Raw genomic sequence first — 21843 nt, forward strand, 5'->3', positions numbered from 1 at the left:
TGACCTACTTGTAACGACGTCAGTTCTTATATGCAGATTCCTGCATCAGTCTTGCATCAGCTGCGTGCCCTTCAGCTTTGAGCGCGAGCTCTCCACCAGCTTCTGCCAATCGGCCACCTCCTGCTGCCATTGCTTCGAATACGGCTGTGCAGGTTGAAGCGTACTCAGCGAGAGAGGATCGGTTCGCACGCTCGATGCGGTCAGACAGGCTGGAGAAGTCGCCGCGCAGCCCTGCAGTAGTACTGCGAAGGTCAAGCAGCAACTTCCCCAAATCAGACTGCGACTTCGAATTAGCTTGCTGTGTGTGCTGGAAATTTGATAGCGCCTCGCGGAATCCTTGATGGGAGCGATGAAGGTCTTGGACAGCTTGTCGGGTCGCCATGCCAGTCCACCGGTTCACTCGTGACGATCATTCGTGCAATACGCACCGATCCAGGCCGTGGCCAGGGCCTCGCCGTTGGCCGCGCTGATGTGCTGGCCCTTGCTGTTCTTCGGATGCCCGGCCGGTGCCGGCTTGCCCTCCAGGGTCTTGACTCCGGCGGCGAGCTGGTCGGCCGGATAGAGCCGGCGGTTCATCACAATGTCGTCGACTGCGCCGCAGACATCGCGGATGGTGTAGGTATTGCCGGTCTTGCTGACGTTGGCCGCGTTGACGGCGCTGACGATGTGGACTCGTTTTGTTGCCATGGTCTGCCTCATAAAGATGCAGGCCATGCTAGGGAGAGACAAAGAAAAAGCCCTCGATATCGTCGAGGGCTGATTTTCAGGATCTATCTAGAAATAGTGTGGCGGGCTTCCAGAAAAAGTCACCTATAGACTTCCAGAACCCCTTGGATGGCCAGTTCACTCGCGGTTTATTGCGCTTCTCTCGAATGTCATTGGCCAAATCGTGAATCTCAGGAACATCCTTCCCGTGAACAAAATTGCCACGATGACCACCGAAGGCCCCTGCGCTTTCTATTACATCCAAGTCAGCGATATAGGCACGCTTTTGCTCCAGCGTCATGTAAAAAGTCTGCTTGCGAATGGACCCTTTTGGATCCTCGGCATTCCAGTCAAAGTCCCAAAATGCCAATGCTGAGCAAAAAATGAAATAGATGAAGAACGACGCCCCTAACTTCCCCATAACCACCTCTTGTAAATAGTTGTATCTAGTTTACAAGAAATAGACTGTCAAGTACCCTGCCAAGCATCGCGCTCAGCAACCATTGTCCGCTGCAGGCGCTCTGTCAGGATAGGCTTGCCATTGGCGTCAAGCAGGCACTCCGTCTGCCCGCAGTGGCAGTTGTAGCGATTGCCGTCGCGGCCATAGAACGCTCTCACCTCGTCCGTCGAGTACACGCGGCCATTGCGCGCCGCATGCGTGGCCCTGGTGTGGGCAGCAGGGCTGAAGTCCACAGCATGCCCGTGCGGATGCCCATTTCCTCGCGCGCGGCGTCAGCCTCTGCCCAGCGGGCCTGTCGCAGCGAGTCGGTAATGTCGGTCTGGGCGTACTGGCGCGCCTTGGCCCGGGTCACGCCCAGGCCCTCCTCGATCAGTCTGGCGGCAGCACGGGGATTGGTGCTCTCGGCCACGGCCCGGCCGATGATGGCCGCCAAGCGGCTCTGGCCCTCGGCACGCAGGCCAGTCCAGTGCTCGTAGCTCTTGATGCGGGCCAAGCCCACCCGGATCTGATACGGCTCGCTGCGGATGACCTGATCCAGCGAGCGAGCTGTGGCATAGACGGACGACAGGTTGCCGAGGTTGGCCACGGTCTGGGCGGTGCCCAGCTGCATGGCCTGTTCGACGAACGGGTCCCACCAGAAAACGTCCTTGGGTTCCTTGCCGTTTTGAATCCAGCGATCGAGCGCTGCCTGCAGCTCGAGCATCACGATGTCCATCACGGCCGGCGTGATGCCGTAAGCCACCCGCGGCGCGCTGTCGTTCAGCGCATAGACCGGGATCTTGTCAAAGGTGGCCAGCACTTCCTGGGTCAGTCCGGCCCAGCGCCGGTCGATTTCGGCCAGGGCGGCCCGCAGGAGGCGCATGCTGCCGGTGCGGTCCCGGGGTGTGCCCGGGATGGCCGGATTACGCGGCGGCTGGCGCATTGTCATCCTGCTGCAGCGGGTCCACGGCGGGATCGCCTTCGGTCGGCAAGCCATCGTCCGCCCGCTCTTCATAGTCCATCACGGCGCGCAGCTCGTTGGCGTCGAATAGCGGTTCGGTCAAGCCGGACTGGAAGGCCTGCTGCATGGCTGCTGTCAGCTTGCCCAGCAGGTTGGCTTTGTCGGTCTCCGTGGGGGCATTGACCGGCGGCCACTGGATCTCGAAATCCCCGGCCTCGATGATGCCGGCCGCCTGCATTCGGGTGATGAACTCCTCCAGCATGGGCGTGAGTTCGAACTCCTGGCGGCTCGCACAGCGGTTGGCGTAATCCTGCTTGTCCTCGTCGCTGGCCAGCCGCCCGGTCTGCTGGCCGAACAGGATGGTGAACGGAAGGCGCACAGATGCTGCAAACTCATTGGCAGCCACAGTCCACGGCCCGGTGGGATCGCTGATCGATGTCTGCAGTGTGGTCGCATCGCCGCCCTGCATCACGATGGCGGCGTCGGTGCTGCGGTTCAACGCTCGCGCCTGCGTCTCGTGGGCCTCCCGCACCGAAGTCGGTTCTTTCCCATCAGGTCCGGGGATTGCCTGCGGCGCGGCACCCGCTTCGTACTTGAAGACGATCGTGCGCGAGCTGTTTTTGAGATAGCTCTCGCCCGAGCCGCCTGAAATCTTGTCCAGGTCCATCAGACGATTGAAGCCGGCGCGCAGCAGCGGGATGCCGTCGAAGAAGTCCCCCACCGATCCTTCGGCGAGGATCTGCACGCGGCTGGGGTGCACGTCGGCCCATTCCTCTGGTTTGCCCTGGGTGTCCGAGTCAGGAGGCGGCAGCTTCCGGTACTGGAACATGGCCGGCGTGCCGTAGTTCTCGGCGTTCTGGTCGATGTTCCACTTGGTGACCTTGAGCTGGTTCTCGAAGAGCGGGATCAGGTCAACCAGCTTCGCAGCGCGCTCCAGCGGCTGGTCCAGCGACTTGTTGTCGGCCACACGGTAGATCACGGCGGCATAGCGCCCGATCAGGTTGCGTCGGTCCAGGTCCTTGAGCTTGGCCATGACCCGCACGTCGCGCAACAGCTTGCGGACCTTCTTCTCCCAGGGCGTCTCGCTGTCGCTCTCGGGCTTCTTGATGCGCGGCAACTTCTCCCAGCACTTGTCGAGCAGGCGGTGCACAGCACCATGGCCAGCGCCGCCCCGCTCGTAGGCGGCATAGAGCAGTTCGAAGGTGACATGCTCAGGATAGCCGTACTGCGTCCAGGCCGTGGGGCGCTTGGCATCCAGGCCCAGGGAGCCTAGGAACTCCTGGCGAGCGCGGGAGAGTTCAAGGGTGTTGGTGATGATCTCGGGCATGCCATCGCATGCTAGGGAGCTCTACTCCTGACAGACAATCTCCCTCTACATAAAGGAGGGAATGAGATGGCGCGCGGAGATATCTCGCAGTTTCTAGTTCATTGGACCAAAGGGGAGTCAGATGAAGCTGCATTCGGCATACTAAAAAAATCCTATTAGAAGAAACATTAATTGGCGGAACCGGCTACATAATGGGAAAACACAGGTGCGTATGCTTCACTGAAACACCATCTAAATTTTTTCATGAAATGAATGTCAAATACAAACCATTTGGCGTTCAGTTTAGTAAAGAGCAAATTTACTCTGAAGGCGGGAGGCCTGTGATCTATCAAGGTCTCAAAGAGTTTAATCTTCTAAATAAAACGATCGAGTGGCGTCATGTGACTTACGAACCTGTAGGAAAATCAAAAATAGATTTTACTTGGGAGCGCGAATGGAGACATAAAGTCGATACACTCTCCGTCCCAAGAAACGCTACCGTTTACGTGAAAAACGAAGACTATGTACACCGTCTTAAATATGAACTACAAGCAGCGTATGAAAGCTCTGCCTTCTATGAATCAATGGCTAACGGCCATGATTGGCCAAATCCTGACAAGGTGGAGTTCAATATTCTCTCGATTGACTAGATCTTAAGTAAATATGCCAACGGTTGGCTGCAGCAACCCATTGAACCCTCGCGCAGCCCCGTCGACCTGGTCATCATATTTCCCAAAGGGGAACAGCCGGCACTCGTCGATGAACGGGGTGTTCCAGGCACCCTTGAGCAGCAGCACGTTGCCGGCGTTGATCTGGCTGGCCAAGGGCGTGGCCCGCGTCACCTTGTCGCCTGATTCCGGGCTGAAGTGCACGTTGTGGCCGGCCAGCAGCTTGGCGAAGGCCAGCACCTGGGACTTGCCGGCCTGGCCGGGGTCCTGCGGCAGGCTCTGCTTGAGCAGGCGGCCATCGGCCATGGCGGTGTTCTTGATGAGCTGGTCCCGCAGGTTGGTCTCGAACTGCTCCCGCTTCACGTCGGCAATGATGTAGCGGCCATCGGCCAGCCGCCCGACCTTGGCTCCCGCCGTGTAGTCACCATCGCCGGAGGCGCCCAGGTCCCAGCCGCGGCACCACTCCACCACGGTGCCCGGGATGGCGTCCACGATGGGCATCAGGTCCGGCTTGATCACGCCACCCTCAGGGGGCGCAGGCAGCTGCCGGTACTGGCCGGCGAACACATAGGGGTTGGCCTTCTCCATGCGCCGCAGCTCCTCGGCACTATGCTTCTCGGGCCAGAGCGGCGCTTCATCGTTGCCGATCCACGCCGACAGGCGCAGCTGCTCCCAGACTTCGCCGTTGCCGCCCGGTACTGGCGGGCCGTTGCCGTCCTTGCCACGGTCGCCCAGCAGCCAGCCGGCCAGGTCATCCTCGTGCAGGCGCTGCATGATGACGATGATGGGCGTGTCCGGGCTGTTCTTGCGGCTCTCCAGGGTGTTCTGGAACCAGTCGATTACGCCTTTGCGGATGGTGTCCGACTTGGCCTCGTCCGCCTTGTGAGGGTCGTCGATGATGATGGCGCCGCCGAAGCCATCGCGATGCTTGCCCGCGCCAAAGCCCGTGATCGTGCCGCCCGTGCCCGTGGCGTACATCACGCCGCCGTCCGTGGTCTTCCAGTGCGAACCCGCATCGGTGGCCAGCCGCAGCTCGGGGAATACCTCGGCGAAGGCCTCATGCTGGACCAGATTGCGCACCTGCGTGCTGTTGTTGACGGCCAGCGGCGTGCTGTAGCTGCAGTGGATGAATTCCGCATCGGGCACCTTGCCAAAGGCCCAGGCGATGAAGTTCACCACGGCCAGCTCGGTCTTGGAATACCGGGGCGGCATGTTGATGATCAGCCGCTTGCATTCGCCGTTGAAGACCCGCATGAGGGCGTCGCAGATCATGGCGTGGTGCATGGCCCTGCGCCAGAGGAAGCCCTTGCGCTGGAGGAACATCCAGCGGGAGAACGAATACAGGTCTTCACGCGCCCAGCCGACGGCAGCCAGGCGCTCGGCGGGGCTAAAACTTGGCCTGGACACTCTCCACGACCTCCTTCAGCTGCTCCGGTGTGACTGCGGTGTGTACGTTGGTGCTGGCCACGGCCAGGGGCTGCCCATCCTTGCCCGTGAGCTCGCGCTTGTTGGTGAAGGCCCCGCCCAGTTCCTTGGCAGCCTGCTCCAGCAGTGTGGAGACCATGGCGGCGTTGCCCCGGCTGTCGGCCCGCTCGAGGTTGCGCTGGAGCACCCGCAGCCGGTAAGCCTGCTGGGCAATGGGAATGGTGGAGATATCGGCCAGGAAGGCTTCGCGCGTGCGGCTGAACACCTCCCGCAGCTTCTGGCTCAAATTCTTGCCGCTGGGCTTGGTCGGGTCGTAGCCAGCCACCTGCTGGCGTGCCAGCACGATCCCGAATTCCTGCTTGACCTGCTCGGCCACCTGCGACGGTGTATCGAAGCATGCCAGCGCCTGGACAATCGCCAGCTTCACGTCGTCTTTCAAAACTGCCATCGTCCCCCCCGAGTCAAGCCGCACGCAGCAGGCAAGTTCCACACGCGCCAGCGATCGACGCCCTGCTGACCTCCGGTGTGCCGCGCGCCAGGCCGGCCAGCTGCGCGATGGCGCCGCCGGTGTCGCCCACGCCGTAGCGCTTCACCACGCCCAGGAACTCTTCCACGTCGTGGCCACGAATGCCCAACTTGGGCAACCCGTCCCGCGTGAATGCCGGTGCGCCAAAGTCATCCCTCTTCTGCCCCACGTGATACAGCTCGTGCTCCACCAGGGCGCAGAAGTCCGCATCGCTGGCCTGGGCGCAGTAGTCGGCCGCCAGCGTGATCAGAAATTTGGGGATGTGCCCGAACCACTGCAGCATCTGCTGCTCCTGGCGCTCCTTCTGCCAGCCGCCGGCCCGGAACATGACCTCTTCGGCCTGGCCCAGCACTGTCCTGCCCTGCTTCGCAAAGGCGCTGGCCGCCCAGAGGAATTCCAGATCAGCCGTGGCCAGGTGCTGGTGGTCGGGGTTGAAAAGGGTCCCGCCCTCGCGGATGAATGTGTCCTGCACCCATGGGCCCAGGCCCTGCGCCGGCACGATGGTGGTGTGAGGGTCCTCTCCGGAGAGATCGCCCAGCCCCGCGGGCGGCATCGGCCGCAGGCGCTTCATGTCTGCTTGTCGTCCCATATCCTGCTGTTCTTCATCCTGAATGTCTGCTTGCGCGCCCGGGGCACGATCTGCCGCACCCTGCGCTGGCGCTCCTTCTCCTGGCCCTCTTCCGTCTCCGCGAACCGGACCACCTGGCACCGCACCACGCCTTCCGCGCGCGTGACCACTTTCACGTTGCGGCTCTTCTCTGGTGCGCTGAGCGCCGTGCGCATCCGCAAACCGGTCATGGCCAGGTCGAATACCGAGGTGGGCCCCGTCACCTGCAGGGCCTGGGCTTCGTCGGCCCGCACGATGCTATGGACGATGGGCGGGTCCAGCTCTGCCTCGGCCACGTCCGCGCGCAGCTCCTCCAGCGCCGCCCGGCTGTCGAAGAGGTCGAACTGGAATTCGCTGCCGCCCATGCCCTGGTGTGCTCCCATTCCGTTATGCAAGGGCACCCCGGATCTGGGCCATCTGCCGCATGGACCATTCGGCCGCGGCCTGGGCGATACCGTTGCGGTCCAGGTCCAGCAGGCCATCGAACACCTGCGTGGCCAGCCTTGCGATTTCCAGCTCCGGCTTTGTCAGCTGGACCTTGCGCCACTCGCGCAGCCGCTTGCAGACTGGCTCGTAGGTGTTGAGCTGGGCCGCCACGGCCGCTTCGGCTTCCTGCGTCAGCTCCACGCCATCCTCCTGCAGCAAGCGGAACATCTGGCTGTAGGTGTAGCCGGTCTCCATCCAGTCCCACAGATCCGCCACCGTGGCCGCGCCCGTCTCCAAGCGATGCACCAGGTCGTGATGGATCAGCTTGGCGTCCAGCTTCACGCCCTCGGCCAGCTTCGGGCGCCAGAATTTGGGCAGGCCCACGGGCACCCGGCGGTGTTTGCGTGCGGTCTTCATCGTTCAAACTCCCCGAAAAAGCTCTCCATGCAGGCCCAGCGCTGATCGGCGTCGAGGGCAGGCCACAGAACGGCCTGGGCGTGCAGAGTCCACAGAAAGGCGTCAACGGAGCGTTGCAGCTCGCAGAAATCCGCCTCGTCCATGGACTCGAAGTCCATGCTCTTGGGGATCGCGTTGGGCTTGCCATCGGTTCCGGGTACGAAATCGCAGTGGCCGGCGCCGATCAGGAGCCAGTGGCGCAGCTTGGTGGCGTCGTCAAAGGCCTCCGTGCGGTCCAGCAGGCGGTTGATGCGCAGGAAGAAGAAGCGGTGGTGCTCCGGGCACCGGGGCAGCCAGAAGGAAAAGCCCAGGGTCTGGCCAGGCGCCAGCTCGGTAACGGCCCGGCGCCACTTCGCATAGGCACGCTGGCCGGCCGGATCCAGCCCGCAGAGCTTGCCGTCCTGACCCTTGGTGATGACGAGGCGGCTCATGCCAGGATCCTCCAGGCCATGGCCAGCACCCAGATCAGCAGCAGCACCACCAGGCCAGCGGCGATGCCCAGGCAGCGGCCGATACTGTCGAAAACGCTGTTGCCGCCAGCAACGGGCCAGAAACACAGGACCACCCACACCAGGGTCAGGAACGCGGGCATATGCCACCAGAGCAGTGTGACGGTCATGCCAGCTCTCCCCGGCCCCAGTGGGCCAGCAGCACCGCTTCGGCGCGGTTGTGGTCCTTCTGGCGGCTCAGGTCGCCGGCAGCGGCCGGATACAGCCGGCGCGCGGCGTCCAAGGAGTCGGTTTTCTCGCGCCCGAGAAGGTTGAACGACCGCTTCCAGGACTGCGGCGCCACGTACTGCAGCGGATATCCCAGGCACTCGAGCACGCTCTCGATCGCGCCCAGGCTGCGCATCAGGCTGCCCTGCGTCTGCACTGCGTTGTTGGCGCCGCCCATGGTGTTCACCTTCTCCAGCACGGCCGTGGGCTTGCCTTCGCTGGACGGGCAGTGCTTGAGCAGCAGCTGGCACAGCGCGCGGCCGTCGATCTTGCGCTTCACCAGCGCCTTGGGCCCGGCGCCAGGGACGGGCATTGTCGGCAGGTCAGGCGTTGCTTGGGCACACGACCCAGGCCACCACGGCCAAATACATCCGCCACAAGGTCAGAAAAAGGTGAAACCTGCTGGCTGAATTGCGGAACAACCCCGAAAATGCGGAACAGCAGACAAGAAAAAAGCCCTGGCGCTTTTTGCGCAAGGGCTTGATTCTTTTCAGTATTCTTTGGTGGGTCCTGCGAGATTCGAACTCGCGACCAACGGATTAAAAGTCCGCTGCTCTACCGACTGAGCTAAAGACCCGACCTTCGCATCAATGAAGTTGTTGCCTCATCAACGGAATGGCGTTATTGTAATACTATTTTTGCCCGTCCATGGACCTGCGGCTGATTTTTTCCATGATCCAGCCGGCCGCACACTGGCCGAAGGTAGCAGTCACAGCCACCGTGGAGCCATAGCCATGGCAGTTGAGCGTACCGTCGCCCTCGATCGCGCATGAGGCGTCGGGCGGTGCCACGGCTTCACGGCTGAAGACACAGGTCACATCCATGCGCTTGCCATCCTTGGGCGCACCATACTCCTTGCGCAGACGGTAACGCAACTGGGCGAGCAGCGGGTCGTGCGTGGTCGCGCTCAGGTCGGAGATATCGACCAGATGCGCCAGACGCTTGCCCCCCGCGGCACCTACGGAGATGAAGCACAGCCTGTTTTTCCGCGCATGGGCGGCCATCGCCGCCTTGGCACGGACCTGATCGCAGGCATCGACCACGGCATCGACACCGCTTGGCAGCAGCGCGGGCCAGTTGTCGGCATCCACGAACTCGTCTATGCAAGTGACCTGGCAGGCGGGATTGATCTGCGCAATGCGCTCGCGCATGGCTTCGATCTTGGCTTGCCCGACGGTATCGGTCAGCGCATGGATCTGGCGATTGATGTTGGACTCGGCCACATGGTCCATGTCGATCAGCGTCAGCCGCCCCACGCCGCTACGTGCGAGCGCTTCAGCAGTCCAGGAACCCACGCCACCCACTCCGACCACGACGACATGGGAGCCGCGGATGTTGGCTGCGCCCTGCACGCCGTACAGGCGCTCCAGGCCGCCGAAGCGGCGCTGCAGATCCGCAGCCCCCATAGAAAAAACAGCGCCTGGTTCAGGCGCTGTCATGCCGTTCTCGGTCAAGGTATCGGGCATCACTTCAGGGTCGCCAGCCGGCTCTTGGCGTTGGCTGCGGCTTCCGAGTTCGGATAGGCCTGGATCAGCTCTTCCAGCGTCTTGCGCGCTGCCTTGGTGTCCTTGAGTTCCACCTGGCAGTTGGCGATGGACAAGGCAGCCTCGGGTGCGCGCGCGTGCATGGGCGCATTGGTCAGGATGGAGCGGAAGTTGCCGATGGCATTCTTGTAGTCGCGCGTGGCGTACTGCGAATTGCCCAGCCAGAAGCGCGCCGAAGGCGTATAGCCGCTCTTGGGCCACTGGCGCAGGAAGGCCGCGAAGGCCGCTCCCGCTTCGGGGAACTTGCCGCTGCGGAACTGCGCCAGGGCGTCCTCGTATTCGCGCTTCTCGTTGGGATCGGCGTTGAATTCCTGGCCGTCGACGTTCACCGGCGTGGGCTCGAACTGGCGCAGACGCTCGTCCATGCCCTTGGCCAGATCCTTCTGGCCCCGCTGCAGCTCCGCCGAGTCGCGCATGAGCTGCTCGTTCTGGCCGCGCAGCTTGGCCTGGTCGGCCTTGAGCATCTCGATCTGCGACTGCAGATCCAGCAGGCTGCGGCGCGTCTGCTCCTGGGACTGCTGCAGGCTGTCCAGGCGCTGGCGCAGTTCGATGATGGCGCGGCGCGCCTCGTCATCACCGAACAGGGCAGCCTGCGAACTCACCGCATAGCCGGCCAGCAGGCCGGCTGCCAGCAGCGGGCGCAGCGATACGTGACGAAGAATCAACGAAGCCTGCTTCATCATCAACGGTAGGAGATTTCAACGCGGCGGTTCTGGGCGTAAGCGTCTTCGCTATGGCCTTCTGCAGCGGGCTTTTCCTTGCCGTAGCTGACGGCTTCCATCTGGGCATCGTTCACGCCCAGCAGGCCCAGCGCACGGCGCACGGCCTCGGCACGCTTTTGGCCCAGGGCCAGGTTGTACTCGCGGCCGCCGCGCTCGTCGGTATGGCCTTCCAGTTGCACCTTGGAGCCGGGATGGGACTTGATGAACTTGGCATGGGCTTCGATCTGGGGCTGGGCTTCGGGGCGAACCACGTAGCTGTCGAAGTCGAAGTACACGATGCGGCTCACGCCCTGGGGACCGGCCTTGTCGGCGGCGGAACCGGTCAGGTCCACACCGGACACGCCGCTTTGCGAAGTGCCTGCGCCGCCGGCGCCCTGGCTGGTCAGCGAGCCGTCAACGGGCTTGTCGTCGAGCTTCACGCCCGAGCTGCAACCGGCAACCAGAGCCGTCACGGCCAGAGCCAGGGAAAGACGTTTGAAGGTAATCATGGGATTTCTCCGATAGGTCCTTGCGGACATCACACTGTGTAGAGGGAAAGCAAAAAAGAATCAGCGTTTCTGGAACGGGCCCCAGTCGGGCTCGCGAATGTCTCCACCCTGCCCTGCCAGCCGCGCCTTGATCTTGCCGTCCAGCGTGGTGGTCATGAGCGCCTCGCGGCCGCCCTGGATGGTGGCGTAGACGATGAGTCGGCTGTTGGGCGCGAAGCTCGGGCTTTCGTCGGCTGTGGTGTCGGTGACGGAATTCACGGTTCCCGTGGCCAGATCCATGACCTGCAGCTTGAAGGCACCGCCGACGCGCGAGACATAGGCCAGCCATTTGCCGTCGGGGCTGATGGCTGGCGAGATGTTGTAGCTGCCGGTGAAGGTCACGCGCTCTGCGCCGCCGCCCGAAGACGAGACCTTGTAAATCTGGGGTGCGCCGCCGCGGTCGCTGACGAAGTAGATGGTGCGGCCGTCGCTGGAAAAGCATGGCTCAGTGTCGATGCCGCTGCTTTGCATGAGGCGGCGCGGTTCGCCGCCCTGCGCGCTGATCAGGTACAGCTGGGAGCCGCCATCGCGGCTCAGCGTCACGGCCAGCGTCTGGCCGTCGGGCGACCAGGCCGGAGCGCTGTTGGAGCCGCGGAAGTTGGCCACCAGGCGGCGATGGCCGCTGGCCACGTCGTGCACATAGACCACGGGCTTGCGCGACTCGAACGACACATAGGCCAGTTGCGTGCCGTTGGGCGCCCAGGCCGGAGAAATGATGGGTTCGGGACTGGACAGCGCCGACTGGGCATTCTCGCCGTCGGCATCGGCCACCCACAGGCGGTAGTGCGCACCCGCCTTGGTCACGTAGGCGATGCGGGTGGAGAAGATGCCCTTCTCGCCCGTGAGCTTTTCATAGATGTAGTCGGCGATGCGGTGGGCCACCAGGCGCAGGTCGCCCGTGGTGACGGCAAAGCCCTGTCCGCCCAGGTCCTGGCCGCGCACCACGTCCCACAGGCGGAAACGCACGTCGTAGCGGCCGTCGGCCAGGCGCGTCACGCTGCCCACGGCCAGCGAGTCGGCGCCCTTTTGCTTCCACATGGCCACGTCGGGGCGGGAGGATTCGTCCAGCTGGCTGCCCGAGGCATCCACGCCGCGGAACTGGCCGCTGCGCTCCAGGTCGGCCTGGATGATGGCGGAAATCTTCTGGGGCGACTGGCCCTCTCCCTTGAAAGGCGCAATGGCAATCGGCAGCTGGGTCAGGCCCACGCCCGTCACTTCGACCCTGAACTGGGCCAGGGCGGGGATTGCCGGTGAAGATGCAAGTGCGGCCAGTACGGTGCGACGCGAGGCGCGCAATCCTGTGGCGCTAGGAGAGAGGGATGGTAGTCGTTCAACAGTCATTGGCAGCCATCAAAAACGTCGGGCAAGCCCGGCACATACACAAGCGCGCATGTTACACATACTGGATGCATCATGATGTAAGACTGTGCACAGTAGGGTGATCCATCAGGCCTTTGTCAAGTCGGACGGAATCCGCTTGCAGCAAGGGCCTGCGGCATGCGCGGGCGGACCGGATACGGCTTTGGCGCGGCCATCGTGGCACCACACATTCCGGAGCCCTGGTGGCCGCTTTCATGAAACCGCATTGCGGTGCAACGCCTGAAAAGCCGCAAGCTTAGTGCTTCTGCGCGCCGCAGGCAAACGGCCCGGCCTGCGCAGCGCCGCCCGCCCAGCGCCTAGAATCTCGCGCTTATGCAAGCCACTTCGTCCACACCGCCCGAGCCGCCTCCAGAGGCTGCCGCCCCCGGCACGACCGCCAGCGCCGGCCCGGCGCCCCAGGCCGCCCCCCATATTCCGCATGCCACGGCGGCGTCCGACCTGCCGCTGGGCCAGCGCCTGAAGCGGCTGACGCCCTATTTCTCGGGCCAGCGCTGGGCCTGGGTGCTGGCCATTGCGGCCACGCTGGTGGGCGCGGCGACCGAACCGGCCATGCCGGCCCTGCTCAAGCCGCTGCTGGACAGCGGCTTCACCCAGGGTTCGCTGCCGCTGTGGACCGTACCGGTGTTCCTGATCGGCATCTTCATCATCCGCGGCCTGGCCCAGTTTGCTGGCCAGTACGCGCTGGCGCGCATCACCAACGACGGCATGCTGGCGCTGCGCAAAAGCCTGTTCGAGCGCCTGCTGGCGGCTGACATGGGCCTGTTCTCGCGCCAGTCGGCCTCCTCGCTCTCCAACACCGTGGTTTACGAGGTGCAGACCGGCGCGCAGCAGCTGGTGCAGGCCATGATGAGCATCTCGCGCGACGGCTTCACGCTGATCGCGCTGCTGGGCTATCTGATCTACCTGAACTGGCAGCTGACGCTGATCGTGGCCGTGATGGTGCCGGGGGTGGCCTGGATCATGAAGACGCTGTCGCGCCGCCTGTACCGCATCACCAAGTCCAGCCAGGAAGCCACCGACGAGCTGGCCTATGTGGTCGAGGAAAACGTGCTGGCCCACCGCATGGTGCGCCTGCACGGCGCCCAGGCCTCGCAGCAGTCGCGCTTCAGTGCCTTGAGCTCGCGCCTGCGCGGCCTCAATACCAAGGCCACCATCGCCTCGGCCGCCATGACGCCGCTGACCCAGGTGCTGGCCGCCGTGGCCCTGTCCGTCATCCTGTGCATCGCGCTGTGGCAAAGCCGCGAGGCTTCGGAGGCGGCCTCCAGTGTCAAGGATGTGACCGTGGGCAGCTTTGCGGCCTTCATCTCGGCCATGCTGATGCTGATCGCCCCTATCCGCCGCATGGCCGATGTGGCCAATCCCATCACGCGCGGCGTGGCGGCGCTGGAGCGCGGCCTGCACCTGCTCGAAGGCTCGGTCAACGAGCAAGGGGGCAGCTACCAGCCCGCCGCCAGGGTCAGCGGCAACCTGGCCCTGCACGACGTGACCGTGCAGTTCGGCGAGGACAAGGCTCCCGCGCTCTCGCACCTGAACCTCACGGTCAGGGCCGGCGAGGTGGTGGCCCTGGTCGGCCCCTCGGGTGCCGGCAAGACCACGCTGGTCAATCTGCTGCCGCGTTTTCTGTCGCCCACCGGCGGCCGGATTCTGCTGGACGGCGTGGACTTGCCCGAATGGGACCTGGATGCGCTGCGCCGCCAGTTCGCCATGGTCAGCCAGGACGTGGTCATGCTCAACGACAGCGTGGCCGCCAACGTGGCACTGGGCGCCGAGGTGGACGAGGCCCGCGTCTGGGCCGCGCTGGATGCCGCCAACCTGAAGGGTTTTGTCCAGAACCTGCCCCAGGGCATGCACACGCTGGTGGGCCACAACGCCAGCCAGCTCTCGGGCGGCCAGCGCCAGCGCCTGGCCATCGCGCGCGCGCTCTACAAGAACGCGCCCATACTGATCCTGGATGAAGCCACCTCGGCGCTGGACAACGAGTCCGAGCGCCTGGTGCAGGAAGCCCTGAACCGCCTGATGCAGGGCCGCACCACGCTGGTGATCGCCCACCGCCTGTCCACCATCGAACATGCCGACCGCGTGGTGGTCATGGAGCGCGGCCAGATCGCCGAGCAAGGCACGCATGCCGAACTGATGGCCATGGACGGCCTGTATGCGCGCCTGCATTCCCAGATCCGCCCGGCCGCCCGGCCCGGCGCCGCAACGAACAAGCCGCAGCAAGAATAGGAGCAACTTGCGCACAAAGACAAAGGACTTCAGGGTTTATCCTCCCTGAAGTCCTTTTTTCATGCGCGCAAGCCGCTATGGAATTTACCAGCTACCGCGCGGCGCCTGGGTGCGGCGCTCGGCCTGCAAGGCCTTGTTCAGCAGGTCGACCATGTACCGGCGGTCCGCCAGCCTGGCGAAATCCACGGCCGTGAAGCCGCGCTGGTTGCGCAGCACCACATCGGCGCCCTCCTGCAGCAGCAGCCTGACCACGGCCTCGCTGCTGTACTGGGCGGCGAGCATCAGCGGCGTGGTGCCGTTGGGCGAGGCCGCATCGATATAGGCGCTCTCCTCCAGCAGCAGCTTGACGATGTCCAGCGTCTGCGGCGTATCGGCGGAGGCCGCATAGTGCAGCGGCGCCCAGCCTTCGCGGTTCACGTCGGCCCCGCGCCTGATGAGCTCCCTGGCAATGTCCAGATGGCCCTTGATGCAGGCCATCATCAGCGGCGTCTCGTTCTGGCGCGATGCCAGGTTCACGTCCACGCCCGGCGACTTGAGCAGCACGTCGAACACCTTGAGCGCATCCTGGTGCAGGGCCGAGACCAGCCCCGGGCGCCCGCGCGAATCCAAGGTGTTGGGATTGAAGCCCCTGAAGATCAGGTTGATCATCAGGCTCACGTTGTCGCTGACCAGCGCGCGCGAATAATCGTCGTAGTCGCCGGCCCAGGCCGCGCCCGGGAAACCGCCGACCCCCAGCGCCAGCGCGCCCAGGCGCAGCAGGCCCTGGCGGCGGGCCAGGCTTTGACGGCTCGACGTTCCTGCCGTGAACAAGGCCGCAGACGGCTTCATGCACTCCCTCCTGCAGTCACGCCCTTGAACAGGCGGTCGAAGTTGGCACTGGTGGCCTCGGCCACTTCCTCCACGGAAATGCCGCGCACCTGGGCAATCTGCTGCGCCACGAAGGGCACGTAGGAAGGATTGTTGGTCTTTCCGCGGTAGGGCACGGGCGCGAGATAGGGACTGTCGGTCTCGATCAGCAGGCGGTCCAGCGGCACGAAGGCCGCCACGTCGCGCAGGTGCTGGGCGCTCTTGAAGGTCACGATGCCCGACAGCGAGATGTAGTAGCCCATGTCCAGCCCGGCGCGCGCCACTTCGGCCGTCTCGGTGAAGCAGTGGAACACGCCGCCGGCCTGGGTGGCGCTGTCGGCCTCGCCGCATTCGCGCAGAATGGCCAGGGTGTCTTCCGAGGCGCTGCGCGTATGGATGACCAGCGGCTTGTGCGCGATCTGGCCCGCGCGGATATGGGTGCGAAAGCGCTCGCGCTGCCATTCCAGATCGGCAACCGAGCGGCCGCCCTTGCGGTCTTCCATGCCGTAGTAGTCCAGCCCGGTCTCGCCGATGGCCACCACGCGCGGCAGGGCCGCGCGCTCGACCAGGTCCTGCACGCTGGGCTCGGTCATGTCCTCGGTATCCGGATGCACGCCCACCGTGGCCCAGAAGTTGTCATAGTCCAGCGCCAGCTGGTGCACCTCGCCGAACTCTTCCATCGTCGTGCAGATGCACAGCGCACGCGTGACCCTGGCGGCGGCCATGGCCTCGCGGATCTGCGCCAGGTTGGCGCTCAGCTCAGGGAAGTTCAGGTGGCAGTGGGAATCTGTAAACATAGAAATTGGCCCCTCTGCGCGGCTGCGCCGCTTCCCCCAAGGGGACGGCACCTTCGCTGCGAGGCGGCTCCTGCTCGGCGCCTCTCGTATGGAGCGCGCCAGTATTGAAAAATCAGACGGTCTGTGTGGGTTTCTCGGAGCCCAGCGCCGTGCCCAGGATCTGCTCGATCTTGGCCTTGAGCTGGGCGGACTTCTCGTCCTTGGGGAACTGTATGCCCACGCCCTGGGTGCGGTTGCCGGGCGCGCGCTCCGGCGTTACCCATGCCACGCGGCCGGCCACCGGATAGCGCTGGGGATCGTCGGGCAGGGTCAGCAGCACATAGACATCATCGCCCAAACGGTAGTCGCGCTGCGTGGGCACGAAAATCCCCCCCTCGGCGAACAAAGGAATATAGGCGGCGTAAAGCGCTGCCCTTTCCTTGATCGCCAGCTGCATCACGCTGGGGCGGGGTGTGGAGGAAGCGTTCATAGGGTGTAGCAAATTCGCAAGTGAAACCGGCTGGCCAGGACCTGTAGGTTAACAGCCTGCCGACAGGCCATAAGGCCGCATAACTCCGCACAAGGCCGGATATCAGACCGATCCAGGCCTGCAGGACCAGCTCCGCCTTCAGCGCGGCGATCTGGCCCGGGCGCGCTGGCCCGACAGCAGCACGCCGCGCGCCCTGGCCGCCAGGGCCTCCATCATCAGGCCGTTGTTGAACGGATGCTCGGCCGTGCGCGCCGCCTGCACCAGCTCGCGCGACCAATCGGCCAGCAGCGCCATGGACAAGGGCTTGCCCGGCAGGTCGGCCGGCGAGAAATAGCGCGCCGGCGCACCGCTGGCCAGCGCCATCAGGTCATGGCAGATCTTCTGCAGCGCGCTGACCGCATCGGGTGCGGAAAATGCAGCCAGCGCCGCCACGTCGCCCCTGGCTAGGTTGCGCGGCAGCTGCGACCAGGCAGCCACGCCCGCGCCTTCGCGGGCCAGGGCCAGCGCATCGCCCGGACGCCCGCCGGCAGCCTGCAGCGCCGTGGCTGCCATGGCGGCATCCACGCCCTGCTGCGCCAGCCAGGCCTGCGCCTGATCCGCATCGGGCCAGGCCATGGTGTGGGTCAGGCAGCGGCTGCGGATGGTGGGCAGCAACTGGTGAGCCGCTTCGCTGGCCAGCACGAAGCGCGTGTCGCCCGGCGGCTCCTCCAGCGTCTTGAGCAGGGCATTGGCCGTGATGGCGTTCATCTGCTCGGCCGGGTAGACCAGCACGGCCTTGCCGCGGCCGCGCGCGCTGGTGCGCTGGCAGAACTCCACGGCATCGCGCATGGCCTCCACGCGGATCTCCCGGCTGGGCTTGCGCTTCTTGTCGTCGATTTCGGTCTGGGCCTTTTCGGGCAATGGCCAGCCCAGCGCCATCATCTGCACCTCGGGCATGAGCACGCACAGATCGGCATGCGCGCGCACGTCGATCGCATGGCAGCTGCCGCAACGGCCGCAGGCGCCCTGCTCCGTGGGCTGCTCGCACAGCCAGGCACGCACCAGCGACAGGCCCAGCGCGTACTGGCCCAGGCCCGAAGGCCCCTGCAACAGCCAGGCATGGCCGCGCTGGGCCAGCAGGCGCTCGCGCTGCGCCGCAATCCAGGGCGCCCGGGTTTCCGCAGGCTGCAGTTCCTGCTCCAGATCGGCGCTCATGCCTGCTCCCTGGTGTCCGCCGTCTTGGTCCCCACCATGATGGCCAGCCAGCCCTTGCGCACCATGGCCTGCACGACCTGCTGCCACACGGCATGACGGCTGGCGTTGGCGTCGATGCGGGCAAAGCGCGCGGGCGCTGCCTGGGCGCGGTCGGCATAGCCCCGTGCCACGCGGGCAAAGAATTCGCCGGGCTGGGCCTCGAAACGGTCCGGCACGCGGGCCGTGGCCAGACGCTCGGCCGCCACGGCAGCGGGCAGGTCGAACCACAGGGTCAGATCGGGCTCGCGCAGCAGGTGCGGCTGGGGCGCGGTGCCGGTCTGCACCATGCGCTCCAGCGCGGCAAGCTGGCCCAGGTCGAAGCCGCGGCCCGCGCCCTGGTAGGCAAAGGTGGCATCGGTGAAGCGATCGCAGATCACCACCTCGCCGCGCGCCAGCGCCGGCTCGATGACCTGCACCAGATGGTCGCGCCGCGCGGCAAAGGCGATCAGGGCCTCGGTCAGCGGGTCCATGGCGTCGTGCAGCATCAGCGTGCGCAGCTTTTCGGCCAGCGGCGTGCCGCCGGGCTCGCGCGTCAGCGTCACCACTCGGCCCTGGTCGCGGAATGCCTGGGCCAGCGCCTCGATGTGCGAGGACTTGCCGGCGCCGTCTATGCCTTCGAAACTGATGAACAGTCCTGTTGTCATTTCAAAATCATCCATTCATTGCGCCGTGCGTTGCCAGCCACGCAAGCAACCGGCACGGCCCATGCGACGCATGCGGGGCAAGGGCCCGGGCCGGCAGGCATCGCCGCCTGCTTCAGTGCCGCGAGAGCGGGGGGGGGGAGGCGCGGACGGCTCAGGGGGTGCTCATTGCTGGCCGCGCTGGTAGCGGTTCACCGCCCTATTGTGCTCGTCCAGCGAAGCGCTGAAGTGGCTGGTGCCGTCGCCGCGCGCCACGAAGTACAGCGCCTTGGTCTGCTCGGGCTGCACCGCGGCCATGAGCGCGGCCTTGCCCGGCATGGCGATCGGCGTGGGCGGCAGGCCTGCACGGGTATAGGTGTTCCAGGGCGTATCGGTCAGCAGGTCGCGCTTGCGCAGATTGCCGTCGAACTTCTCGCCCAGGCCGTAGATGACCGTGGGATCGGTCTGCAGCAGCATGCCGATGCGCAGGCGGTTGCTGAACACGCCGGCGATCAGCGCACGATCGGAGGCCTTGCCGGTCTCCTTTTCCACGATGCTGGCCAGGATCAGGGCTTCCTCGGGCGTCTTCAGCGGCGTGTTGGCCGCGCGCATGGCCCAGGCATCGGCCAGGCGCCGGTCCATGGCATGCAGGGCGCGGCGCAGCACGGCCATGTCGGAGCTGCCCTTGGCATAGGTATAGGTATCGGGAAAGAAGCGCCCCTCGGGCACCACGCCCGCGCGGCCCAGGGCCGCCATCAGCGCTTCGTCGCTGAGCGTGGCGCTGTCATGGCGCAGGAACTCCTCGCGCCCCAGCGCCGCGCGCACCTGGCGCCAGTTCCAGCCCTCCACCAGGGTCAGCGCGCGCAGCGACTCCTCCCCGCGCGCAAGCTTTTGCAGCAGCACATAGGGCGTGAGGCCGGTGGTCAGTTCGTAGTTGCCGGCCTTGATCAGCCGGTCCTTGCCCGAGAAGCGGAACCAGGCATACAGCAGCCGGGCATCGACCTGCACGCCGGACTTGACCACATTCGCGGCCACGCCGCGCGGCGTGGTGCCGGGCTCGATCTCCAGCTCCAGCACGGGCTGGCTCAGCTCCAAGGGGTGGTTCAGCCACCACCATGCACCGCCGGCTGCGGCGGCAGCCAGCACAATCAACAACATCAGTGCTCGAAAAATGGCACGCACAACCTTGATCCATGAAAGCCTTGGACCGGCGATCATAATTCAGCCATGACCCAGACCCTGACGACGTCCTCCGTACCCGCTCTTGATGGCATTGCCCCGATTTCCCAGCTTGGCGTGATCCGCGCCGTCGGCGAAGACGCCGCCAGCTTTCTGCACGGCCAGCTGACGCAGGACTTCGCGCTGCTCGACGCCCGGCATGCGCGCCTGGCCGCCTTCTGCTCCGCCAAGGGCCGCATGCTGGCCAGCTTCATAGGCTTCAGGCACGGCACCGACGAGATCCTGCTGGTCTGCGACCGCAGCCTGCTGGCGCCCACGCTCAAGCGCCTGTCCATGTTCGTGCTGCGCGCCAAATGCAGGCTCAGCGATGCCACGGCCGATTTCGCCCTGCACGGTCTGGCCGGCAGCGCAGCCGAGGCATTCCTTGCCGCCGGCACGGCTCCCTGGACCAGGACAACCGAGGCAGACGCCACCGTGGTCGCGCTCTACCCTGCCGCAGGCCGGTCCCGCGCGCTGTGGGTGGCACCGGCTGGCACGCCTGCGCCCCAGGGCCCGGCACTGAGCGAAGCCCAATGGCAATGGAGCGAGGTGCAAAGCGCCGTGGCCACGCTGTCGGCCCCGGTGGTCGACGCCTTTGTGCCGCAGATGCTCAACTACGAATCGGTGGGCGGCGTGAACTTCAAGAAGGGCTGCTACCCCGGCCAGGAAGTGGTGGCCCGCAGCCAGTTCCGCGGCACGCTCAAGCGCCGCGCCTATCTGGTGCATGCCGACCAGCCGCTGGCCGCAGGCCAGGAGGTGTTTGCTCCCGATGAACCGGAGCAGGCCACCGGCACCGTGGTGCAGGCCGCCGCAGCGCCCGGCGGCGGCTGGGATGCGCTGGTATCCATGCAGATTGCATCGGCCTCGCGCAATGATTTGTTTGCCCACGCCAAGCTGGCCGAAGGCCAGAGCGCCGATGCCACCCAGGGTGTGGCGCTGCAAGTGCTGCCCCTGCCCTACGCGCTGCTGGACGATATCTGATACAGCGACCTTCCTCGATCCAACCGTGAGGAAAGCGCCCGCGACGGCAGGCACCGCCTCTTTCGCCAGGGGCGCCGAGCAAGAGCCGCCTCGCGGCGGGGGTGCCTAGCCGAAGGCGTCGTCCCCCTCCCGAAGAGAGAGGGGGAAGGCGCAAAGCGCCTCAGGGAGTGAACACCTTTTTCATGGTGATGTGGGGAATGCCTGCCTCTTCATAGGGCTCGCCCACGGGCGTGAAGCCGGCGCGGCTGTAGAAAGGCTGGGCATGGCGCTGGGCGTGCAGCACGACCTCCTGGTCGCCGCGCTGGCGCGAGGCCTCGATCAGGCTGTCGAGCACCATGCGTCCCCAGCGTCCGCCGCGTACGCTGCGGTCCACGGCCATGCGTCCGATGCGGCCCACGCCCGGGCTGTCGCTCACCAGGCGGCCCGTGGCAATCGGCTGCTGCAGCCCGTTGAACACCACCGCATGACGGGCCACGGTGTCAAACTCGTCGATCTCGATCTCGCGCGGCACGCCCTGCTCCTGCACGAAGACGGCCATGCGCAGGCGCTCGGCGTCGCGGCCCAGGTCGTTCCAGCTGCCCGAGCGCAGGCTCACCACGCTGCGGCCTTCCTCGAAGGCCGTGAGCACGTCGCGCAGTGCCTGGGGCACGGGCTTGGGCTGCTGCGTGGCCGCATCGGCAAACACATAGACCAGCTCCACGGTGTTGAGCAGCTGCAGGCCGCGGAAGATGCCGGCCTCGAACTGCAGCGAGGTATTGCCCTGCCTGACGCAGCGAATGCCCACATCCAGCACGTCGCCCAGCGTGGCCGAAGCGTGATAGGTGGTGCTGGCCTTCTTGACGAACAGCTCACCGCCCAGCGCCGCGAAGCTGCTCTCGTACGGCAGGGCCAGCTGGCGCCAGTAGCTGGTGACGGCCACGTCGGCGTACATCAGGTAATGGGCATTGAAAACGATTTTCTGGGCATCCACTTCGGCCCAGCGCACCTCGATGCGCTGAAAGCAGCGAAAGTCTTCACGTTGCATGGTTGGGTTTCCTGTCGTTGG

General features: G+C 65.2%; 27 protein-coding genes and 1 tRNA gene. 3 read left to right on the forward strand and 25 right to left on the reverse strand.

What is annotated here, in order from left to right:
• Positions 1-19: 19 nt before the first annotated feature.
• The 5 genes from Cte04_RS01740 to Cte04_RS01760 all read right to left on the reverse strand — a co-directional run bounded on the left by Cte04_RS01740 (position 20) and on the right by Cte04_RS01760 (position 3432).
• Complete coding sequence (locus Cte04_RS01740; RefSeq protein WP_157081784.1) at positions 20-382, reverse strand: prefoldin domain-containing protein; 363 nt, start codon at positions 380-382, stop codon at positions 20-22.
• Positions 383-396: 14 nt separating this feature from the next.
• Positions 397-687, reverse strand: a complete 291-nt coding sequence (locus tag Cte04_RS01745) for a hypothetical protein (protein WP_174522870.1) — start codon at positions 685-687, stop codon at positions 397-399.
• Positions 688-763: 76 nt separating this feature from the next.
• Complete coding sequence (locus Cte04_RS01750; RefSeq protein ID WP_066470747.1) at positions 764-1126, reverse strand: hypothetical protein; 363 nt, start codon at positions 1124-1126, stop codon at positions 764-766.
• A gap of 193 nt (positions 1127-1319) precedes the next feature.
• Positions 1320-2027 carry a hypothetical protein gene (locus Cte04_RS01755; RefSeq protein WP_157081785.1) on the reverse strand — a complete coding sequence of 236 codons (708 nt, stop codon included), beginning with the start codon at positions 2025-2027 and terminating at the stop codon, positions 1320-1322.
• Between the two features lie 40 nt (positions 2028-2067).
• A complete protein-coding gene (locus Cte04_RS01760; RefSeq protein WP_066470753.1) occupies positions 2068-3432 on the reverse strand; it encodes an anti-CBASS protein Acb1 family protein in 1365 nt (454 codons plus the stop codon).
• 248 nt (positions 3433-3680) lie between these two features.
• Between Cte04_RS01760 and Cte04_RS01765 the strand changes: the two genes are divergently transcribed.
• The gene (locus tag Cte04_RS01765; RefSeq protein ID WP_157081786.1) at positions 3681-4061 is read left to right on the forward strand and encodes a hypothetical protein; all 381 of its coding nucleotides are present in this window, start codon (positions 3681-3683) and stop codon (positions 4059-4061) included.
• Between the two features lie 3 nt (positions 4062-4064).
• Here Cte04_RS01765 and terL read toward each other — a convergent pair whose 3' ends face one another.
• From terL to tolB, 13 genes are all read right to left on the reverse strand, one after another.
• The gene (terL, locus tag Cte04_RS01770; RefSeq protein WP_066470755.1) at positions 4065-5486 is read right to left on the reverse strand and encodes a phage terminase large subunit; all 1422 of its coding nucleotides are present in this window, start codon (positions 5484-5486) and stop codon (positions 4065-4067) included.
• On the reverse strand, positions 5467-5952 hold the full coding sequence (locus Cte04_RS01775) for a DUF2280 domain-containing protein (protein ID WP_066470757.1): 486 nt from the start codon (positions 5950-5952) through the stop codon (positions 5467-5469). Before Cte04_RS01775 ends, terL begins: the two co-directional genes overlap by 20 nt.
• A gap of 13 nt (positions 5953-5965) precedes the next feature.
• Positions 5966-6619, reverse strand: coding sequence for a putative metallopeptidase (locus Cte04_RS01780; protein ID WP_217997560.1), 654 nt, complete (start codon positions 6617-6619; stop codon positions 5966-5968).
• Positions 6598-7020 (reverse strand): hypothetical protein, encoded by a 423-nt coding sequence (locus Cte04_RS01785; protein ID WP_245633252.1) that lies wholly within the window; start codon positions 7018-7020, stop codon positions 6598-6600. Before Cte04_RS01785 ends, Cte04_RS01780 begins: the two co-directional genes overlap by 22 nt.
• Positions 7021-7024: 4 nt before the next feature.
• Positions 7025-7480, reverse strand: coding sequence for a hypothetical protein (locus Cte04_RS01790; RefSeq protein WP_066470780.1), 456 nt, complete (start codon positions 7478-7480; stop codon positions 7025-7027).
• Positions 7477-7950, reverse strand: a complete 474-nt coding sequence (locus tag Cte04_RS01795) for a DUF1367 family protein (protein ID WP_066470781.1) — start codon at positions 7948-7950, stop codon at positions 7477-7479. The genes Cte04_RS01790 and Cte04_RS01795 overlap by 4 nt, the downstream gene beginning before the upstream one ends.
• Complete coding sequence (locus Cte04_RS01800) at positions 7947-8138, reverse strand: hypothetical protein (protein ID WP_066470782.1); 192 nt, start codon at positions 8136-8138, stop codon at positions 7947-7949. The genes Cte04_RS01795 and Cte04_RS01800 overlap by 4 nt, the downstream gene beginning before the upstream one ends.
• Positions 8135-8548 (reverse strand): RuvC family protein, encoded by a 414-nt coding sequence (locus Cte04_RS01805; RefSeq protein ID WP_066470788.1) that lies wholly within the window; start codon positions 8546-8548, stop codon positions 8135-8137. Before Cte04_RS01805 ends, Cte04_RS01800 begins: the two co-directional genes overlap by 4 nt.
• Before the next feature lie 188 nt (positions 8549-8736).
• Positions 8737-8812: transfer RNA gene (locus Cte04_RS01810), tRNA-Lys, on the reverse strand.
• 55 nt (positions 8813-8867) lie between these two features.
• A complete protein-coding gene (locus Cte04_RS01815) occupies positions 8868-9701 on the reverse strand; it encodes a tRNA threonylcarbamoyladenosine dehydratase (RefSeq protein WP_066470790.1) in 834 nt (277 codons plus the stop codon).
• Positions 9701-10462, reverse strand: coding sequence for a tol-pal system protein YbgF (ybgF, locus tag Cte04_RS01820; protein ID WP_066470793.1), 762 nt, complete (start codon positions 10460-10462; stop codon positions 9701-9703). The genes Cte04_RS01815 and ybgF overlap by 1 nt, the downstream gene beginning before the upstream one ends.
• Positions 10462-10989: a peptidoglycan-associated lipoprotein Pal gene (pal, locus tag Cte04_RS01825; protein WP_066470799.1), complete on the reverse strand. Its 528-nt coding sequence runs from the start codon at positions 10987-10989 to the stop codon at positions 10462-10464. The genes ybgF and pal overlap by 1 nt, the downstream gene beginning before the upstream one ends.
• Positions 10990-11049: 60 nt before the next feature.
• Positions 11050-12369, reverse strand: a complete 1320-nt coding sequence (tolB, locus tag Cte04_RS01830) for a Tol-Pal system beta propeller repeat protein TolB (RefSeq protein ID WP_066470801.1) — start codon at positions 12367-12369, stop codon at positions 11050-11052.
• A 351-nt stretch (positions 12370-12720) separates the two neighbouring features.
• Here tolB and msbA point away from each other — a divergent pair, with 351 nt between their 5' ends.
• The gene (msbA, locus tag Cte04_RS01835; RefSeq protein WP_083526441.1) at positions 12721-14634 is read left to right on the forward strand and encodes a lipid A export permease/ATP-binding protein MsbA; all 1914 of its coding nucleotides are present in this window, start codon (positions 12721-12723) and stop codon (positions 14632-14634) included.
• An 84-nt stretch (positions 14635-14718) separates the two neighbouring features.
• On the opposite strand, the gene Cte04_RS01840 is transcribed toward msbA, so the two are convergent.
• The 6 genes from Cte04_RS01840 to mltG form a co-directional block, all read right to left on the reverse strand.
• A complete protein-coding gene (locus Cte04_RS01840) occupies positions 14719-15462 on the reverse strand; it encodes an ankyrin repeat domain-containing protein (RefSeq protein WP_066470802.1) in 744 nt (247 codons plus the stop codon).
• Entirely contained in the window at positions 15459-16277 is an 819-nt protein-coding gene (locus Cte04_RS01845) for a TatD family hydrolase (protein WP_066470805.1), read from the reverse strand. The genes Cte04_RS01840 and Cte04_RS01845 overlap by 4 nt, the downstream gene beginning before the upstream one ends.
• A gap of 112 nt (positions 16278-16389) precedes the next feature.
• Positions 16390-16746 carry a PilZ domain-containing protein gene (locus Cte04_RS01850; protein WP_066470807.1) on the reverse strand — a complete coding sequence of 119 codons (357 nt, stop codon included), beginning with the start codon at positions 16744-16746 and terminating at the stop codon, positions 16390-16392.
• A 138-nt stretch (positions 16747-16884) separates the two neighbouring features.
• On the reverse strand, positions 16885-17940 hold the full coding sequence (locus Cte04_RS01855) for a DNA polymerase III delta subunit-related protein (protein WP_174522871.1): 1056 nt from the start codon (positions 17938-17940) through the stop codon (positions 16885-16887).
• Positions 17937-18623, reverse strand: a complete 687-nt coding sequence (gene tmk, locus Cte04_RS01860) for a dTMP kinase (RefSeq protein ID WP_066471835.1) — start codon at positions 18621-18623, stop codon at positions 17937-17939. Before tmk ends, Cte04_RS01855 begins: the two co-directional genes overlap by 4 nt.
• A 162-nt stretch (positions 18624-18785) precedes the next feature.
• On the reverse strand, positions 18786-19781 hold the full coding sequence (gene mltG, locus Cte04_RS01865; RefSeq protein ID WP_066470809.1) for an endolytic transglycosylase MltG: 996 nt from the start codon (positions 19779-19781) through the stop codon (positions 18786-18788).
• Between the two features lie 45 nt (positions 19782-19826).
• On the opposite strand from mltG, the gene ygfZ reads away from it, so the two are divergent.
• Positions 19827-20798, forward strand: coding sequence for a CAF17-like 4Fe-4S cluster assembly/insertion protein YgfZ (gene ygfZ, locus Cte04_RS01870; RefSeq protein ID WP_066470811.1), 972 nt, complete (start codon positions 19827-19829; stop codon positions 20796-20798).
• Positions 20799-20958: 160 nt separating this feature from the next.
• On the opposite strand, the gene Cte04_RS01875 is transcribed toward ygfZ, so the two are convergent.
• Positions 20959-21822, reverse strand: a complete 864-nt coding sequence (locus Cte04_RS01875) for a YbgC/FadM family acyl-CoA thioesterase (protein WP_066470815.1) — start codon at positions 21820-21822, stop codon at positions 20959-20961.
• Positions 21823-21843: the final 21 nt, after the last annotated feature.

Source organism: Comamonas terrae (assembly GCF_001544075.1).
Classification (GTDB): domain Bacteria; phylum Pseudomonadota; class Gammaproteobacteria; order Burkholderiales; family Burkholderiaceae_C; genus Comamonas; species Comamonas terrae.

Coding starts and splice junctions, on each gene's coding strand:
- Cte04_RS01755 (WP_157081785.1), bottom strand. CDS start 2,027: ATGCGCCTCCTGCGGGCCGCCCTGGCCGAAATCGACCGGCGCTGGGCC.
- msbA (WP_083526441.1), top strand. CDS start 12,721: ATGCAAGCCACTTCGTCCACACCGCCCGAGCCGCCTCCAGAGGCTGCC.
- Cte04_RS01800 (WP_066470782.1), bottom strand. CDS start 8,138: ATGACCGTCACACTGCTCTGGTGGCATATGCCCGCGTTCCTGACCCTG.
- tmk (WP_066471835.1), bottom strand. CDS start 18,623: ATGACAACAGGACTGTTCATCAGTTTCGAAGGCATAGACGGCGCCGGC.
- Cte04_RS01790 (WP_066470780.1), bottom strand. CDS start 7,480: ATGAAGACCGCACGCAAACACCGCCGGGTGCCCGTGGGCCTGCCCAAA.
- ygfZ (WP_066470811.1), top strand. CDS start 19,827: ATGACCCAGACCCTGACGACGTCCTCCGTACCCGCTCTTGATGGCATT.
- Cte04_RS01750 (WP_066470747.1), bottom strand. CDS start 1,126: ATGGGGAAGTTAGGGGCGTCGTTCTTCATCTATTTCATTTTTTGCTCA.
- Cte04_RS01795 (WP_066470781.1), bottom strand. CDS start 7,950: ATGAGCCGCCTCGTCATCACCAAGGGTCAGGACGGCAAGCTCTGCGGG.
- Cte04_RS01855 (WP_174522871.1), bottom strand. CDS start 17,940: ATGAGCGCCGATCTGGAGCAGGAACTGCAGCCTGCGGAAACCCGGGCG.
- Cte04_RS01780 (WP_217997560.1), bottom strand. CDS start 6,619: ATGGGACGACAAGCAGACATGAAGCGCCTGCGGCCGATGCCGCCCGCG.
- Cte04_RS01740 (WP_157081784.1), bottom strand. CDS start 382: ATGGCGACCCGACAAGCTGTCCAAGACCTTCATCGCTCCCATCAAGGA.
- Cte04_RS01875 (WP_066470815.1), bottom strand. CDS start 21,822: ATGCAACGTGAAGACTTTCGCTGCTTTCAGCGCATCGAGGTGCGCTGG.
- Cte04_RS01840 (WP_066470802.1), bottom strand. CDS start 15,462: ATGAAGCCGTCTGCGGCCTTGTTCACGGCAGGAACGTCGAGCCGTCAA.
- ybgF (WP_066470793.1), bottom strand. CDS start 10,462: ATGATGAAGCAGGCTTCGTTGATTCTTCGTCACGTATCGCTGCGCCCG.
- pal (WP_066470799.1), bottom strand. CDS start 10,989: ATGATTACCTTCAAACGTCTTTCCCTGGCTCTGGCCGTGACGGCTCTG.
- tolB (WP_066470801.1), bottom strand. CDS start 12,369: ATGACTGTTGAACGACTACCATCCCTCTCTCCTAGCGCCACAGGATTG.
- Cte04_RS01845 (WP_066470805.1), bottom strand. CDS start 16,277: ATGTTTACAGATTCCCACTGCCACCTGAACTTCCCTGAGCTGAGCGCC.
- Cte04_RS01775 (WP_066470757.1), bottom strand. CDS start 5,952: ATGGCAGTTTTGAAAGACGACGTGAAGCTGGCGATTGTCCAGGCGCTG.
- Cte04_RS01765 (WP_157081786.1), top strand. CDS start 3,681: ATGAATGTCAAATACAAACCATTTGGCGTTCAGTTTAGTAAAGAGCAA.
- Cte04_RS01815 (WP_066470790.1), bottom strand. CDS start 9,701: ATGCCCGATACCTTGACCGAGAACGGCATGACAGCGCCTGAACCAGGC.
- Cte04_RS01850 (WP_066470807.1), bottom strand. CDS start 16,746: ATGAACGCTTCCTCCACACCCCGCCCCAGCGTGATGCAGCTGGCGATC.
- Cte04_RS01760 (WP_066470753.1), bottom strand. CDS start 3,432: ATGCCCGAGATCATCACCAACACCCTTGAACTCTCCCGCGCTCGCCAG.
- Cte04_RS01805 (WP_066470788.1), bottom strand. CDS start 8,548: ATGCCCGTCCCTGGCGCCGGGCCCAAGGCGCTGGTGAAGCGCAAGATC.
- Cte04_RS01745 (WP_174522870.1), bottom strand. CDS start 687: ATGGCAACAAAACGAGTCCACATCGTCAGCGCCGTCAACGCGGCCAAC.
- Cte04_RS01785 (WP_245633252.1), bottom strand. CDS start 7,020: ATGGGAGCACACCAGGGCATGGGCGGCAGCGAATTCCAGTTCGACCTC.